Below are 16,728 nucleotides of genomic sequence, written 5' to 3' on the forward strand. Positions count from 1 at the left end.
GCTGCCGCGTGTCTTTTCAGATGCGAAAAGGACGCTGTAACATTTTGAATCGACGCATCGGCCTGAAAACCGATTCTGATTTTCAGGCCGATGCGCTAGTGGCGATTTGTCGGCTAAAAACCAGCCACACGCTGCACGAACCAGAAGGCCGAGACGGTGCCGATCAGGTAGGCAAGCCAGAAGTGCATGCGCGAAAAATCAAATAAACGTACAAGCCTAAAGCTGGCCACGGCGAGCAGTGCAATCGCGACGAAAGCCAGTTGACCGGCTTCCACCCCCAGATTGAACGTGAACAGGGCCAAAGGCACATCTTTCTGTGGAAGGCCGATTTCCCGCAGGGCGCCGGCAAAGCCGAAGCCATGCAAGAGGCCAAACACGAAACTGATAATCCAGGGATAACGGCTGGAAAGATCGCGCCTGCCGCGACCGCTTCGGATGATCTCGGCAGCGACGAACATGATGCTCAATGCGATCAGCGCCTCGACGGGCGGCTGTGGGAGTCGGGCGACGTCCAGCGAGGCGATTGCAAGCGTGATCGAATGCGCCACGGTAAATGAGGTGATGGTAAGCAGCAGCATTCGCGGGTTGCGGATCAGCAGCAACAGAGCAAAGACAAACAGCAGGTGATCGACGCCTTCCAGGATATGCTGGACGCCGAGGAAGAAATAGGTCTTTGCCGTGCCCCAGGGCGTCAGGCTTTTAGCGATCGTCAAGTTCGGATCGGAAGGGGCGATGCGGCTTGTTTGGGTCGTGTCGTCCAGGTTGGTTAGCTTTGCCAGCGCATCGGTAAATGTCGATGATAGTCCGCCGATGAATACAGTTTTGCCACTGAGCCCGCCTGGGCATTTTACTTGCCATCGGCTGACATAGGCAGTGTCGATATAGCCTCCGACCGGGTCGGTCATCTGCTGGCAAGCGTCCGGCAAGTGAACGGACAATGCCATTTTGTATTCACCGCGCGCCGGCACCTTCCAGGTGATCGCATAGCTTTCCGGCGCGATCTCGTTGATTTCGAGAAAGGCCGGGCGAAGTTCATGGGCGTTGGCAGTACAAGTGGCCCAAAGTAAACACCCAAAAAACAGACCGAGGATGCGGCTCATGGCAGACTCGATGTCTTGATCGGCGATGTGTCGATGTCTCGCGGCCAGTTGATCTCGATGTCGTACCGCTTCTTCATCGCCGCATAGCGTGCGTCAGCGATGTCTTTGCGTCGGGCACTTTCCCAATCTGCAAGCACTGCGGTCCCAGCGTCGGAAAGTGCGAGCGGATGGCTCATGAGCCGTTCTGAAACGAAGACGAGATGAGCGCCGTATGCCGACCGGATCGGCCCGTACCATCGGTTTTCAGGCGCGGACGCCAATTCGGACACGAAGTCTTGACCGAAGCTGGTCGCGATCAGTTCGGCGTCGCTGAGCGCCGTCCTCTCCGGCAGGAGCGAGGAGTCGCCGAGAGAGGTCATATCAATCGACGCGGCGTCGGATTTGAGTTTCGAAAGCACCGCGGTTGCGCTCAGATCGCCTTTGTCACCCGTGCGTTCGCTCCTGAAAAATATCTGCCGGAAGGCGAGCTTTTCAGGCAGCCGGTAGTCTTGCGCATGCGCCGTGAAATAGGCTTCGAGTTCCCCCGGTTTTGGCGCCAGCTCCTCGACGCTTGGCTCGAGCAGAAATTCCATCTTCTGCTGCATGCGCCGCCGGAAGACGGTATCGTCCTGGGCGAGACCCATCTTCTGACCCTCGCGGTAGAAGATTTCCTCCTTGATGTAACCCTCGACGAGTCCCTTCAATTCGTCCTCCGTCGGTGGACGTTGCCAGGTGCGGGAATAGGTGTCGAACATGCGTGCGAGTTGGCCCTCGTCGACAACGATGGCCAGATCCTCTCCAACAGTCATAGGCTGACGTGTCAGCGTATAGAGGCTGAAGACGACGACGCCAAGAATCAGGAAGTGGAACAGGGGTTCAACCAGGACTTTACGGATGAGCATGAGGCAGGCCCTCCGGCCATTGATTGCTAATGCATGTCGCGCAAAAATGTGCAGCGGTTTTGCGCTCACGACATGCGTAAAAACCAAGACCTAAGGCGCGATGAGCGAATCTGAAAGATCGCGACGCGCTTTAGACTGGTACGAAAAACGCGGGTGACTCCCAGATTGACGAGGTGGCAATCGAACGCCGCCACCTCTTTCAAGCCATCCTACCACGTTCACGTCGTCATGACGGGTTGTACCAGATCGGTGACGTAAGGGCGCGCTCCTGCAGCGTCATTGCGGTGCCGGGCAGAGGCTTTACGCCGAAGCGGTATGCGTCGTAGGCAGTCCATCGGGGTGTGGGGATTTCGATCACCCGGCCGTAATAGAACGCCCGCTGCGTCGGATCGAATTCCGGGTCCTTCCAAACAGCCATAAGTTCGGGATCACCAATCGTATTTGTCCACGTGGCGGTCGATAAATCCACCGTATTGCCGACAGGAGGCAATTTCCCATCTGCAGCAGGTTTCCGGTCATCGGACCAGACGACGTCATATACCTTTTCTTGCGCATTGCCGTCCTTGTCCAACCATCCCTTGACGATCTGGTAGCGATCTAGGTTTGCTCCGATCGGGTCCTTGAGGGCGGCAACCAGGAATGTCGGCACCTTGCCGGTCGGTGCGGCGGTGAGATCACCGCCCATCGGCACGCCCTTTGTATAGCCGATCTCTGCCGGCATACGGTTCTGCGCGTCCTTTGCCTCGAAATCCCATCCTCCGAAGAAGCGAACCACCATCCGCGGGCCAGTCGTCGCATAGGTTTCCTTGCGCTGCATAGCATCCCACACAGCGGCCCGGGTGTTTTCTGTGGCCCACACGGCCGCGTAGCCCGCCGCAGACACCTCCCAGTCCATGATCTTGACACCAGTCTGTTTGTTGTCGACGAAAGTCGCCGTCATGCGATGTGGACTAGGCTCTTGCGGCGTCGTCTTGCCGAAAAAGTTGTCTTCCTCCATTGCGGCGAGCCCGGTATGGGCGTCGCTGCTGCTGATCAGCCCGAACTTGTAGGGATTGGTGCCGAGCTGCTGTTCGAGCTTCATCCCGTTCTTGTAAGCAGAACGCGCGTACTCGAATTCGAGCATCTCGTTCGTCTTGGCCACACTACCGTCCAGATTGCCCTTGTCCCAGATTTCGAAGTCCGCGAACTCGTCGTTCGGCGACAGGAAGGGGTGTGCCTCACCTGATCCCTTGGTTTGCGCCACTTCGTAGAGACGTTCCCACTTGGCGCGGGTCTGGAGATAATCCACGTCGATCTTCTTGCCGAACTGCTCGACGATGGGAAACATCAGGCCATTGCTGAGATTGCCGTTATGCGCGATTGCCAGCACCCGACCTCCCGTCTTCTGCTCGTAGGCCGCCATCCATTTCCAAAGATCGGCAGGATTGTCGCTGCCAAATGGCGGATACACAGTGAACGGCTCGACCTGGCTTGCCTTGTCAGCATTGTCACGGAAAATAACATTGCGATGCAGGTTGTTGCCGTTGGTATTCGAGGTCCATTCATAACCGATGAAGGCCGTGAAGCGGTTCGGCTCGTTGAATTCTTCTGCGGCAGCGACCGTGTCCTGCCAGGCGCTTCGATAGGAGTCGGTTCCCGGAAAATACATGAGGTCTTTCGGGAACTTGCCGTGGGAGAACGCGACAATAATTTCGATCGCGGCGCCCGCGCCCTTGCCCGATTGCAACATGTCGTACCATTTGCGCCCCGTCGGATCGGCGAGCAAGTTTGGTTTGCCGGCAAACAGATCGGGGAAGAATCCCATGTTGTCGGAGTGGTCCGCGACCACCAGGAAGTCCAGAGGACGCGAAAGCTTCGCAGGCTGTCCCGAGGAAGCTGTGATCTGTTCGCCCCTGGCAAACCGATATGCGTCCCGAGGACCTATCCTCGCGCCGAAGGCTCCGGCATCCATCGAAAATGAGGTGTGAAGGTGCGTGTCCCCAAAGAAGGGGCGCGTTGGAAAATTTCTGTCGGCGTAAGGCGAATAAGGCCGCTGTTTCGGGAAAAGCTGCGCGGCTTTTTCTTTGTCGAGATCCCCGATATCAGTATGTTCGGCCTCCTGCGACCAGACTGGGTGACAGAAGCAGGCTGCCAAGACGCCGGCTACAACTGCAGCTGCCCCGGTTACGGATTTAAGATTAGCGGTCATTGCGAATACCCTCCATTGAAATCAACAGCTGCGTATTCTGTTGCACCTGCGGCCCGATGGCTGAGGGTGTATTGCCGAGCCTTGAGCGAAGCTATTCGAAACAGAAATGTATATGTAAGTCTGTTTGCGTGGCCATCCCGGCGGGATTGATCCCCGAGGTTAGCTGAACACTACTTTAGCAATATGTAAAGTACATCACGGAAACATTGTGGGAACAATCTCAAGGCGGTGCGCCTCGATAACCACTTCGGGCTTACGGCTTCAATTGAAATCAGGAAGTAAAGCCACCAAGACATTACGATCCAACCAGAACGCTCGGCATCCACCGCGCATTGCCGAGCGATTCTGCGCCATCGCTGCAAGTGCTGTAGACTTGATCCAAGTCAAATCGGCCTGCGCCGCACCCGGCTATATCTACTGCATGTCGCCCAAAAATGTGCAGCGGTTTTGGGATAACAACATGCATTAAAACAAAGACTAAATCGCGTCGCATGAATCCGATTGAACGTGACGCGCTTTAGCCCACCATCAACGAACGGACATCCAAATTGACGCAGGCCTGCCTTGCCGATTGCCGGCGAGACGCGAAAGTCAGTATAGTGATTTCAGAAATTTCTGAAATCACAGACGCAACGGAAACGACCATGAATCTTCCGCCTCTCGTTCAGTCCTTCGTTCTCCATTTCGGCGAAATGGGATCGCGCTGGGGAATCAACCGCACGGTCGGCCAGATCTATGCCCTGCTCTTCGTCTCGCCCGCGCCGGTCTGCGCCGAAGAGATCGCCGAGTCACTCGGCATCTCGCGCTCCAATGTGTCGATGAGCCTGCGCGAACTGCAGGCCTGGAACCTCGTCATCCTGAAACACAAGCCAGACGATCGCCGCGACTTCTTCACCACGCCTGATGATGTCTGGCAGATATTGAGGACGCTTGCCGAGGAGCGAAAGAAGCGTGAAGTCGATCCGACGCTGTCGGTTTTGCGTGAGATCCTGATGCAGCGGCCGGCCAGCGAAGCCGAACGCCATGCGCAGCAGCGCATGAGCGAGATGCACACGCTGATCGAGCAACTGACGCATTGGTATGACGACGTAAAACAACTTGAAACAGAAAGGCTTGCAACGCTACTCTCGCTCGGCGCGAAAGTGACCAAGCTTCTGGAGGCCAAGGACCGGGTCGTTTCGCTCGGCCGCAGCCGCCGGCCGAATCCTGCGAACAGGAGTTAGCGCCATGGGCACTGCTTTCTTCGACGCGAAGGACAGACAAGAGGCCGAGCCGCTGCCGGACGGCGATATAGTCTCGCCTGTCACCGGCCCAGATGATGCGAAAGGCGGGCTGCGCAGAGCGGCGATGCTGCAGTCGCTGGCCGCCGCCGTCTGGATCCCGCAGGCCGGGTTGCTGGCCGTCTCGGTCGGCCGCATCGCCGATGGCGGCGGATTGCATGACGTTCTCTGGCCAGCCCTCGGCATCCTCGTCCTCGGATTTGCAAGAAGCTGTCTCGACGCAGTCGGCGGCCGCCTGGCTTTTCAAGCCGCCCGCGCCGAACTCAGCCGCAGGCGGCAGATCGCCGTCGCGGCACTTTCCATGTCGTCGCCGGTCGATCGCGGCCGACCTGCCTCCGGCAAAGCCGCAAGCGTCATTGGCGAACAGGCCGAACTGATCGTGCCCTACCTCGCCCGATTCCAGCCGGCGCGCATGAAGGCGAGCCTTGTGCCGCTCGTCATCCTTGCCTTCATCCTTCCGGTCTCCTGGATTGCCGCGCTGGTTTTGCTGTTCGCCGCGCCGCTGATCCCGATCTTCATGGCGCTGATCGGCTGGCGCGCCCAGGCGGCCAGCGAAAAACAGCTCGTCGCCACCGGTGGCCTCAACGGCTTCCTGCTCGATCAGCTGCGCGGACTGGCGACCATCCGTGCACTCGACGCAGTCGATGCAACGGCGCTACGGCTGCGTCGGGAGGCGGAGTCGCTGCGTACGCGCACCATGGCGGTGCTGAAGATCGCCTTTCTCTCCTCGGCGGTGCTCGAGCTTTTCGCCGCACTCGGCGTGGCGATGATTGCCGTCTATGTCGGTTTCAGCCTGCTCGGCGAAATTCGCTTCGGCACTTGGGTGGGCCGGCTCGACCTGACCGAGGGACTGTTCATCCTGCTGCTCGCACCGGCCTTCTTCGAGCCCCTGCGCGAACTCTCCGCTGTCTGGCACGATCGGGCGGCCGGCGAGGCGGCGCTGAAGGCCCTGGACGCCCTCGCTGCCGGCCGCCTGTCCATTCGAGGAGCAGCCGACGTCGCGCCGGCGGTATCTGCCGTCGTCGAAGCGCCGTCCATCCGCCTTGAGAATGTCGATTTTCGCTACGACGCCGGCGAACCGTTGATCCTTGACGGTTTCAACCTCGATATCACCGCCGGCGAACATCTGGCGCTTCTCGGCGCCAGCGGTTCCGGCAAGTCGACGCTTCTTTCGCTGATTTCAGGACTAGCGCCCTGCACCGGCGGATGCATCATCATCGGCGGCGTCGAACTTGTGGATGACAGCACCCATGCCTTGCGGGCCAGCATGGCATGGATCGGCCAGCGACCGCATATTTTTGCCGGCACCATCGCCGGCAATGTCGCACTCGGCAGGCCTGGTATCCTGCGCGACGACGTGACGGATGCGCTCGACGCCGCCAGGCTCGGAAAAGTCGCCGCCGCCTATGGCAACCGGCCGCTCGGCGAAGGCGGGATCGGGCTTTCCGGCGGCGAGGCGCTGCGGCTTGCGATTGCGCGGGCGGCCTGCAATCCGCATCTCCGGATTATCCTGGCCGACGAGCCGACCGCACATCTCGACGCTACTACCGCCGCCGAGGTGACCGAGAGCCTGCTTTTGCTCGCCAGGGGCCGCACCCTTATTGTTGCGACCCACGATCCGCTGCTTGCCGCCCGCATGCATCGCACCATGCGCGTCGATGCCGACATCGTTATGAGGGAGGCCGCCGAATGAGCGGATTTGCTGCAGACCTCAAGCCGATTCTGCATCTGTTCCTTGCCGAACGCCGGCGTGCGCTGCTGCTTGGCGCAGCACTTTCGGCAGCGACGGTAACCGCCGGCATCGCCCTGCTCGGCCTGTCCGGCTGGTTCATCACCGCCACCTCACTCGCCGGCCTTTCGGCCGCTGCCGTCATCACCTTCGACGTCTTTGCGCCCTCAGCCGGCATCCGCCTGCTTGCCATTGTCCGTACGGCCGCGCGCTACGGCGAAAGGCTTGCGACCCATGACGCAACGCTCGGCGTGCTCGCCGCCCTGCGCGAAAGGCTGTTTCGTGGCTTTGCCGAACCGGGTGCGGCTCGCGCGCTGTCACATCGTCCCGCACGGCTGCTCTTCCGGCTGACGGCCGATATCGATGCGCTCGATTCCCTCTACCTGCGCATCCTCGTGCCGGCTGCGGTGGCGATCGGTGCAGCACTGGCGGCAAGCGTAGTGCTGGGGCTGATGCATTCCCTGTTCGGCCTGTGCTTCGGCCTTTTTCTCGCCGGTGCCGGCCTCGGGCTGCCTGTCATCGCCGGGCGGGCGGCGAGCAAACATGCCCGCAGACGCGCCCACGGCATCGAGGCGTTGCGGTCGCGGACGATCGATCTCGTTGCCGGCCAGACCGATCTGCTGATGGCCGGCCGGCTTGCCGCGCAGACAGGTACCATCGCTGCGGCCGATGCTTACTCTGCCCGCGCCGACGACCAGTTGAACCGCGTCGAGACCGGCCTGACATTTGGCTTCGGCCTCGTCTCGACCTTGCTGCTGACAGGATCGCTGCTTGCCCTTGCCGTACTTGCGGAAACGAAGACCATCACTGCCCCGGTCGCCGCATTCGGCCTGTTGGTCGCCTTCGCCGCGACCGAACCCTTCGCAGCGCTCCGCCGTGGCGCACTGGAACTCGGGCGGACGTTGCTTGCGGCAAGGCGCATCGCGCCGCGGCTTGCCGTCGCGGCGACACCCGAACCATTGGCGGTGCCGTCACCAGGATGCGTTTTTTCGCTGACTGGTGGGTCAGCCTTCCATGAAAACTCCGCCGTGCCGGCGCTCCAAGGCATCGATCTCGCGCTTCAACCGGGCGAACGCCTCGCCGTCATCGGCAGCAGCGGCGCCGGCAAGTCGAGCCTGCTTGCTCTGCTTTCCGGTGAATTACCGGCAAGGACGGGAGACGTTGCCGCGATGACGGCGACGCTGCTGACGCAACGGACGGAACTTTTTGAGGACAGCCTGCGCGGCAACCTGCTCCTTGCGAACACGGATGCGAGCGAGGCCCGGCTTCGCGAAGCGCTTGCCGCCGCCGGCCTGCTTGCCGATATCGAGGCCATGCCGCGGGGGCTCGATACGCGGCTCGGCGAAGGCGGGCTCGGCCTTTCCGGCGGCCAATCGCGCCGGCTGGCACTGGCCCGGCTCTTCCTGCGCGACACGCCGCTCTGGCTACTCGACGAGCCGACCGAGGGCCTCGATGGCGTCACCGCCCGCGACGTGCTCTGCCGTCTGTCGGCAATGGCGCCGGGACGCTCGCTGGTGATCGCCACGCATATTCGCCGCGAGGCGGCGATCGCAGACCGCATCGCCATTATCGAAGGCGGTCGCATCACAGAGGTTTCTCGCCGCGGAGAGGCGGCGTTCGAAAAGGCGCTCGACCGGCTTCGGCCGGACTGAGCGAGACCGCATGCCCTCACGCGCCGGTCGGCGCTGAGGAACGCCCTGTACCCCGTGGGACCGTGGGAGAAGACAATGGAACTAGATATCGTAGCACTTTCGCGCTTCCAATTCGCGCTGACGGCGCTTTACCACTTCCTGTTCGTGCCCTTGACGCTCGGCCTGTCCGTGCTCTTGGCGATCATGGAAACCGTCTATGTCATGACTGGCCGCCAGATCTGGCGGCAGATGACAAAATTCTGGGGCACGTTGTTCGGCATCAATTTCGTAATCGGCGTCGCCACCGGCATCGTCATGGAGTTCCAGTTCGGCATGAACTGGAGCTATTACAGCTATTATGTCGGCGACATCTTCGGCGCGCCGTTGGCGATCGAAGGCCTGATGGCCTTTTTCCTCGAGGCGACCTTCGTCGGGCTGTTCTTCTTCGGCTGGGACAAGCTGTCAAAGGTCGGCCATCTGGTCGCCACCTGGGCGGTGGCGCTGGGCTCGAACTTTTCTGCCCTCTGGATCCTGATTGCCAATGGCTGGATGCAGAACCCTGTGGGATCGGCGCTCAATCCGCAGACGATGCGCATGGAGATCACAAGCTTCTTCGACGTGGTCTTCAACCCCGTTGCCCAGGCGAAATTCGTCCACACCGTGTCGGCGGGCTATGTCTGCGCCTCGATCTTCGTGCTCGGTGTTTCTGCCTGGTATATCCTCAAGGGTCGACATATCGAGCTTGCCAAGCGTTCGATGACGGTCGCCGCCTCCTTCGGTCTCGCTTCGGCTCTATCAGTCGTCGTGCTTGGCGACGAGAGCGGCTATCTCGCCACCGAGAACCAGAAGATGAAGCTCGCCGCGATCGAGGGTATGTGGAAGACGGAACCGGCGCCGGCAGCCTTCACCGCCTTCGGCTTCCCCGACCAGGAGGCGCGCGAGACGCATTTTGCCGTGCACATTCCCTGGGTCATGGGCCTGATCGGCACGCGCTCGCTGACCACCGAAATCCCCGGCATCGACAAGCTCGAACAGCAGGCCGAAACCCGGATCCGCGACGGCATCAAGGCTTACGACGCGCTGATGCAGATCCGTTCGGCACCGGCACAGGGTCAGGTTGCGCAGGAAGTGCGTACTTCCTTCGAGGATCTCGGCCATGATCTGGGCTACGCTCTTCTGCTGAAGCGCTACGTCGACGATCCGCGCCAGGCGACCGACGAGCAGATCGTTCAGGCTGCGCGTGATACGATCCCGCACGTGCCGACGCTCTTCTGGTCTTTCCGCATCATGGTGGGCCTCGGCATCTTCTTCATCCTGCTGACCGCCACCTTCTTCTGGCTGTCGGCGCGCCGCCATCTCGACAAATATCCGCTGCTTCTCAGGATTGCCGTGCTGGCGATCCCCCTGCCCTGGGTCGCCATCGAGCTCGGCTGGGTCGTCGCCGAGTTCGGCCGCCAGCCCTGGGTGATCGAAGGCGTGCTGCCGACGGCAGCAGCCGTCTCCAACCTCGGCGCCGGCACCGTGCTTCTGACCATCATCGGTTTTGGCGCACTTTATACCGTGTTGATTGTCATCGAGATGGGCCTGATGATCAAGGCGATCAAGCAAGGACCGGAGCCGGATGACGAGCCGGAAGCGATTCTGATTTCCGAAACCCTCGTCCCGGCCGCGGAGTGACCTGCCATGATCCTTCACGAACTCATCGACTATGAAACCCTGCGTCTCATCTGGTGGCTGCTGCTCGGCATCCTGCTGATCGCTTTTGCGACGACCGGCGGCTTCGATCTCGGCGTCGGCACGCTTCTGCCTTTCGTTGCCCGGACCGATGCGGAACGGCGCGTGGCGATCAACACCATCGGCGCCACCTGGGAGGGCAACCAGGTCTGGCTGATCCTCGGCGGCGGCGCCATCTTCGCCGCCTGGCCGCCGCTTTATGCGGTCTCCTTCTCGGGCTTCTATCTGGCGATGTTCGCGATCCTCTTCGCGCTCATCCTGCGCCCAGTCGGCTTCAAATATCGTTCGAAGCGGGAAAGCGCCAGCTGGCGGAGCGGCTGGGACTGGGCGCTCTTCGTCGGCGGTTTCGTGCCGTCGCTGATCTTCGGCGTGGCCGTCGGCAATGTGCTGCAGGGCGTACCCTTCCGCTTTGCCGACGATATGCGGATCTTCTACGAGGGCTCGTTCTTTGCCCTGCTCAACCCCTATGCGCTGCTCTGTGGCTTGCTTTCCCTATCGATGCTGACGATGCATGGTGCGGCTTGGCTGGTGTTGAAGTCGAGTGGCCCGGTCGCCGAGCGCGCCAGAAGCTATGGCAGCATCGCCGCCCTTGCCGTGATCGTGCTTTTCGCACTCGGTGGCCTCTTCCTGTGGATCGGCGTCGGTGGTTATCGCATCACCAGCGATATCAGCCCGATCGGCCCCTCCAATCCGCTGCTGAAGACCGTGGCGCTGGAGAAAGGCGCATGGCTGACCAACTACACCACCCATTCGTGGATGATCATCGCGCCGGTCCTCGGCTTCGTCGGCGCGGCACTGGCCTTCATTGCCGTGCGGGCAAGGCGCGAGGTCATGACGCTGCTCTTCAGCAAGGTGGCGATCTTCGGTATCATTTCGACGGTCGGCCTGTCGATGTTCCCGTTCATCCTGCCCTCCTCGCTCGATCCGCGATCGAGCCTGACGGTCTGGGATGCATCCTCCAGCCACATGACGCTGTTCATCATGCTGGTCGTGACGGCGATCTTCCTGCCGATCATCTTCGCCTACACAGCCTGGGTCTACAAGGTTCTGTGGGGCAAGGTCGATGAGAAGTCCATCACCGACAAGAACAGTCACGCTTACTGAGGGAGACGAAACGATGTGGTATTTTGCATGGATCCTCGGCCTGCCGCTGGCCGCAGCCTTCGCCGTCCTCAACGCCATGTGGTATGAGCTGATGGACGACGCAGCCAGGAAAAAAGCTTCCGAGCCACTTAAGTAGAAAAGCAAAGGGCGCGGTTCAAACCGCGCCCTCTCTATTGCTTCAGCCTTCCAGCCACTTCACCTGCTCGGGCGTCAGCTTGATGTCGAGCGCCGAGAGGCTGTCTTCCAATTCGGCGACGGTGCGCGGCCCGATCAGCGGAATGACCGGGAAAGGCTGGGCGATCACATAGGCAAGTGCGATGTGGATCGGATTGCGGCCGAGCTTGTTGGCAAGCTCGATGGCGCGGTCCCTGCGTCCGAAATTACGCTCGGAATACCAGACCCGGACGATCTCCTCATCGTCCCGTTTGTCGCGGCCGGCGCGGTCGGTAAAGAAGCCGCGGCCCTGGCTCGACCAGGCAAAGTTCGGGATCTGCTTCTCGTTCAGCCATTTCTTCCAGTCGTCGTCGGAAGCAGCAACGCAGCCGGCCCAGATCGGATCGAGCATTTCGGCAAGCGAGAAGTTGTTGGAAAGCGCTGCCGGCGCCGTCTTGCCGGTCTTTTCGGCATAGGCGATCGCTTCGTCGAAGCGCGCCCTTGTCCAGTTCGAGCCACCGAATATGCCACGGATGCGTCCACGCTTGACCTCGGCATCCATGGCATCGACGAACTCGCCGACGGGCACGTCGGTATTGTCGCGATGCATGAAATAGATGTCGACATAGTCGGTCTTCAGCCGGGCAAGCGACTGGTCGAGCTGCTTTGCGATCATATCAGGATAGCAGAGCGGCGAATGGGCGCCCTTGCCGATCAGCACGATCTCCTCGCGAGCCACCTTGCGGCTCGTGTGCCAGTCACCGAAGATCGCTTCCGTCTTGCCGCCGCCATAGACATAGGCCGTGTCGAAGGCATTGCCGCCGGCTTCGTAAAAGGCGTCGAGCGTCAGCGAGGCAGAGGCGAAGTTCGGGAAGAATTCGAAGCCGAGTGTAACGACCGAGGCGGGCTTGGAAATGCCAGGAATCTGACGCTGCGGAACGGTATTGCCGCGCGCGATCGCGCCGCCGGCAATGTTTGCCGTGCGTTTGCTGGCTTTTTCCACGCCGTATTCGAGGCCGACCGAGGCACGCCACTGGTCGAGCACACGCAGGTTTCCGATCGAATCCGCCCAGCTCATGCCGGGAGAGCTGAATTCAGTCTTGCCGGCGCGGATGGCATCGCCGGCCGCGTCCGCCTCGAAGGAATAGAGCCAGCGATCCTCCCTGAGTTCGACGGTTTCTCGGCTGCTGCCCTTGAAGATCTCGATCTTGCCGACACCGCCCTTGTGGCCGGAGGCAAACCAGAAGTCCTGGACCTCGATCCGGCCTTCCGAGCCGATGATGCGCAGCACATTGTCCTGCTGCGCCATGATCGAGCAGGAGACTTCGGCGATGATCTCGTTGGGGAACTTGAGGACGGCCGATGCCCATTCATCGACACCGCTCTCTCCGAGATGGGCGACGCCCGAGACCTTCTCCGGTTCGAGGAAGGCCTTGCCTTCCGCGGCGCCGGCAATCAGTCTGGCCATCGAGACCGGATAACCGCCGACATCGAGAATGCCGCCACCGGCGGTGTCGTTGGCGAAAAGCCGGTGTTCCGGCTTATAGCTGCCCATGTTGAAGCCGAAGCTCGAGCGGATGATGCGAACGGTGCCGACGACGCCGCTTTTGACGAGTTCGACCAGCTTCTCCGTCTGCGGATGCACGCGGTACATGAAGGCTTCCCCGGCGAAGACGCCGGCTTTTTTCGCCTCGTAGTAAACCGCTTCGGCATCGTAGGCCGAGAGCGCGATCGGCTTTTCCACCAGGATGTGCTTGCCGGCACGTGCCGCCTTGATCGCCCATTCGGCATGGCCGGTGTGGGGGACGGCGATATAGATCGCATCGATCTCCTTATCGGAGAGCAACGCCTCGTAACCATCGACGATGCGGGCGCCGGGGAAACCTTCGGCAAGACCCGGCTTTGCAGGATTGCGGGTGGCGATCGCCACCAGTCTGCCGGTGCGCGAATGAGCGACGCCATCGGCAAAGGTGCGGGCGATGGTGCCGGGGCCGATGATGCCCCAGCGGATCGGTTGATCTGAAGTCATGGAAAATCCTCTTTCGTCTTTGTGTCCTGGGATTTTAGTTCAGCGAAGCCGCTTGCCGGCGCCGTCGAAAAGGAATGAGCGGTTGGCGGGAAGGCCGACTGTCAGCGTGTCGCGATTGCCGACGACGCGCGATTCCGGCCGCTCGATGATCAGTTGCTCGGGGCCTATGGTGGCGTAGATGTAACTGGTATTGCCGAGGTGTTCGGCGACGTCGATGGTGACGGTGAGGTCGGCATCGCCCGTGCCCGCATCGACGAAATGTTCGGGACGGATGCCGAGCGTCACTTTTGCGCCGGCTTCGATGGTATCGGCGACCGGCAGCGTCAGGCGGGTATTGGCGTCGCTTTCCAGCGCGATCACCGCCCTGCCCGGCTGCGTCTCAACCACCACGGCCTTAAGGAAATTCATCTTCGGCGAGCCGACGAAGCCGGCGACGAACTGATTGGCGGGATCATCGTATAGGTCGAGCGGCGCGCCGATCTGCTCGATATTGCCGGCGCGCAGCACGACGATCCTGTCGGCGAGCGTCATCGCTTCCGTCTGGTCGTGGGTGACGTAGATCATCGTCGTACCGAGCTTCTTGTGCAGTCTTGATATCTCGACGCGCATCTGTACGCGCAGTTCGGCGTCGAGGTTCGACAAAGGTTCGTCGAACAGGAAGACCTGTGGTTCGCGGACGATGGCGCGGCCGATCGCGACGCGCTGGCGCTGACCGCCGGAAAGCTGCTTCGGCCGACGCTTCATCAACTCGGTGATCTGCAGTATCTCTGCGACATGGCGCACGCGCCGCTCGGTGTCGCCCTTCGGATTGCCATTCATGCGCAGGCCGAAGCTCAAATTTTCCTCGACGGTCAGGTGCGGATAGAGCGCGTAGGACTGGAAGACCATGGCGATGCCGCGATCGGCGGGCTCGACGTCGTTGACGACCCTGCCGCCGATCTGAAGCTCGCCTGACGTAATGTCCTCGAGGCCGGCGATCATCCTGAGCAGCGTGGACTTGCCGCAGCCGGACGGGCCGACGAAGACGACGAATTCGCCGTCCTTCACCTCCAGATTGGCGCCGTGGATGATCTCAAAGCCGCCGAAGCGCTTGACGATGTTGCTGAGTGAAAGCTCTGCCATGCAGCCTCCCGATTATTTGCCCGATTATTTGATTGCGCCGGCCGCGATGCCGGCGATGAAATGGCGTTGAAGAGCCACGAAGATGACGAGGATCGGCGCCGTCAGGAGCACCGCGCCAGCCATGATGCCGCCCCAGGAGACCTTGGTGAGGCCGATCAGCGTTCCGAGCGCCACAGGCGCCGTCATCATTCCCGGTTTGGAATTGATCAGCAGCGGCCAGAGGTAGTTGTTCCAGGAGGCGAGGAAGAGGATGATCGCCAGTGCGGCCATGGTCGGGCGCGCCAGCGGCAGGGCGATGCGCAGGAAGATCTGCCATTCCTTGACGCCCTCGACGCGGGCGGCATCGAAAAGCTCGCCCGGCATCATCGAGAAGGACTGCCGCATGAACAGAACGCCGAGCGAATTGAACAACGGTGGCACGATCAGTGCCACCCAGGTGTTTGCCAGCTTGAATTCTCGGGCCACCATGATGAATTGCGGGATGACGACCACCGAAAACGGCAGCGTGATGGTACCGAGGATGATGGCGATGACGATGGAGCGGCCGACGAAACGGTAACGCGCCAGGGCCCAGCCCGCCATCGAAGTCAGCAGGACCGACAGGACCGTATAGATGAGCGCGACGCCGATGGAGATCACCATCGCACCGATGAAATCGGTATCGGCCTGCAGGTTCTTGAAATTCTCGACGAAATTCGTCGATGGCCAGAGCACGATGTCAGGGCTGAAGATGCCGTTGTCGGGCATGGTCGAGAAGACGAACATCATCCAGAGCGGAAACAGCCAGATTATTGCAAGCGGCGCCAGTGCGGCATGCAACGCGATCTGGCGCAGCAGAAGGGATTGCGATCTGGATTTCATTTCGGATCCCTCCCGACCCAGAGATTGAGAAGCGAGATCGCCACGGCAAGGGCAGCCATCGTATAGGCGATCGCCGAGGCATAGCCGAAGTTCAGCGAGGTGAAGCCCTGGCGATAAAGCAGCAGGCCGAGCGTCTCGGTACCGCCGCCGGGACCGCCACGATTGGTGATCAGGAAGGGCTCGGTGAACAGCTGCATGGTGCCGATCACCGAAAGAACCACGCAAAAGAGGATGATCGGTTTCAGAAGCGGCAGGGTGATATGAAAGAATTGTTGGATCTTGCTCACCCGGTCGAGTGTCGCTGCCTCGTAGACATCGTCGGGAATCGACTGCAGACCGGCGAGGATGATGATCGCGTTGTAGCCCGCCCAGCGCCATGTGACGGCAAGGATGATCAGCGCCATGGCGGCATTGGCGTTGTCGAACCAGGAGACCGGGCTGAGACCGACGGCCGAGATCAGCTTGTTGATGATGCCGAAATCGAGGCTGAACATGAGCCGGAAGACGGCAGCATAGGCGACCTCGCCGACGACGACAGGCGCAAAGAAGGCGAAGCGGAAGAGCGGCCGCGCTTTTAGCAGCGGCGAATTGAGCATTACGGCCATGACCGTCGCAAGCGCAATCATCACAGGCACCTGGATCACCAGGATGATCAGCGTATTGTAGAGAGCGTTGTAGAAAGCCGGGTCATAGAAGAGCCGGCCCCAATTGGCCTGGAAACTGAATTTCCACGGATTGATTCGCGTGTTCTGAAACGAAATCAGGAACGAATTGATGATCGGCCAGACCCAGAAGGTGGCAAAGACCAGCAGATAGGGGGCGAGGAACGCATAGGCGCTCCGGGTTCTGAACGGCATCAAGCCTCCTCCTCACGAACGAATGACCGGCCGCTTTGCAACCGGGGGAAAGCCGGGCG

13 protein-coding genes are annotated in these 16,728 nt (G+C 60.9%); 6 read left to right on the forward strand and 7 right to left on the reverse strand.

Translation table 11 applies throughout. The features are described from left to right. Window positions 1–113: 113 nt before the first annotated feature. From AC244Q_RS33125 to AC244Q_RS33135, 3 genes are all read right to left on the reverse strand, one after another. Window positions 114–1,100 carry a HupE/UreJ family protein gene (locus AC244Q_RS33125; RefSeq protein ID WP_128407592.1) on the reverse strand — a complete coding sequence of 329 codons (987 nt, stop codon included), beginning with the start codon at window positions 1,098–1,100 and terminating at the stop codon, window positions 114–116. Continuing rightward, window positions 1,097–1,981, reverse strand: a complete 885-nt coding sequence (locus AC244Q_RS33130; RefSeq protein WP_128407591.1) for a peptidyl-prolyl cis-trans isomerase — start codon at window positions 1,979–1,981, stop codon at window positions 1,097–1,099. The genes AC244Q_RS33125 and AC244Q_RS33130 overlap by 4 nt, the downstream gene beginning before the upstream one ends. Window positions 1,982–2,207: 226 nt before the next feature. After that, window positions 2,208–4,169: a DUF3604 domain-containing protein gene (locus AC244Q_RS33135; RefSeq protein ID WP_012760024.1), complete on the reverse strand. Its 1,962-nt coding sequence runs from the start codon at window positions 4,167–4,169 to the stop codon at window positions 2,208–2,210. 644 nt (window positions 4,170–4,813) lie between these two features. On the opposite strand from AC244Q_RS33135, the gene AC244Q_RS33140 reads away from it, so the two are divergent. The 6 genes from AC244Q_RS33140 (at window position 4,814) to cydX (ending at window position 11,783) form a co-directional block, all read left to right on the forward strand. Beyond that, a complete protein-coding gene (locus AC244Q_RS33140; RefSeq protein WP_012760023.1) occupies window positions 4,814–5,392 on the forward strand; it encodes a GbsR/MarR family transcriptional regulator in 579 nt (192 codons plus the stop codon). 4 nt (window positions 5,393–5,396) lie between these two features. Then, entirely contained in the window at window positions 5,397–7,142 is a 1,746-nt protein-coding gene (gene cydD / locus AC244Q_RS33145; protein ID WP_012760022.1) for a thiol reductant ABC exporter subunit CydD, read from the forward strand. After that, window positions 7,139–8,830 carry an amino acid ABC transporter ATP-binding/permease protein gene (locus AC244Q_RS33150; protein WP_012760021.1) on the forward strand — a complete coding sequence of 564 codons (1,692 nt, stop codon included), beginning with the start codon at window positions 7,139–7,141 and terminating at the stop codon, window positions 8,828–8,830. Before cydD ends, AC244Q_RS33150 begins: the two co-directional genes overlap by 4 nt. Before the next feature lie 75 nt (window positions 8,831–8,905). Beyond that, a complete protein-coding gene (locus AC244Q_RS33155) occupies window positions 8,906–10,486 on the forward strand; it encodes a cytochrome ubiquinol oxidase subunit I (RefSeq protein ID WP_128407590.1) in 1,581 nt (526 codons plus the stop codon). Window positions 10,487–10,492: 6 nt separating this feature from the next. Further along, window positions 10,493–11,647, forward strand: coding sequence for a cytochrome d ubiquinol oxidase subunit II (gene cydB, locus AC244Q_RS33160; RefSeq protein WP_012760019.1), 1,155 nt, complete (start codon window positions 10,493–10,495; stop codon window positions 11,645–11,647). Window positions 11,648–11,660: 13 nt separating this feature from the next. Beyond that, window positions 11,661–11,783: a cytochrome bd-I oxidase subunit CydX gene (gene cydX / locus AC244Q_RS33165; RefSeq protein ID WP_012760018.1), complete on the forward strand. Its 123-nt coding sequence runs from the start codon at window positions 11,661–11,663 to the stop codon at window positions 11,781–11,783. A gap of 42 nt (window positions 11,784–11,825) precedes the next feature. Here cydX and AC244Q_RS33170 read toward each other — a convergent pair whose 3' ends face one another. Genes AC244Q_RS33170 through AC244Q_RS33185 form a run of 4 tightly spaced genes read right to left on the reverse strand, consistent with a single transcriptional unit; the run spans window position 11,826 to window position 16,669 of the window. Beyond that, entirely contained in the window at window positions 11,826–13,829 is a 2,004-nt protein-coding gene (locus AC244Q_RS33170; protein ID WP_128407589.1) for an aldo/keto reductase, read from the reverse strand. 39 nt (window positions 13,830–13,868) lie between these two features. After that, window positions 13,869–14,951: an ABC transporter ATP-binding protein gene (locus AC244Q_RS33175; protein WP_012760016.1), complete on the reverse strand. Its 1,083-nt coding sequence runs from the start codon at window positions 14,949–14,951 to the stop codon at window positions 13,869–13,871. A 24-nt stretch (window positions 14,952–14,975) separates the two neighbouring features. Next, the gene (locus tag AC244Q_RS33180) at window positions 14,976–15,812 is read right to left on the reverse strand and encodes a carbohydrate ABC transporter permease (protein ID WP_012760015.1); all 837 of its coding nucleotides are present in this window, start codon (window positions 15,810–15,812) and stop codon (window positions 14,976–14,978) included. Then, window positions 15,809–16,669, reverse strand: a complete 861-nt coding sequence (locus tag AC244Q_RS33185) for a carbohydrate ABC transporter permease (protein WP_012760014.1) — start codon at window positions 16,667–16,669, stop codon at window positions 15,809–15,811. The genes AC244Q_RS33180 and AC244Q_RS33185 overlap by 4 nt, the downstream gene beginning before the upstream one ends. Window positions 16,670–16,728 lie beyond the last annotated feature (59 nt).

It is taken from the genome of Rhizobium sp. CB2179, assembly GCF_057653455.1.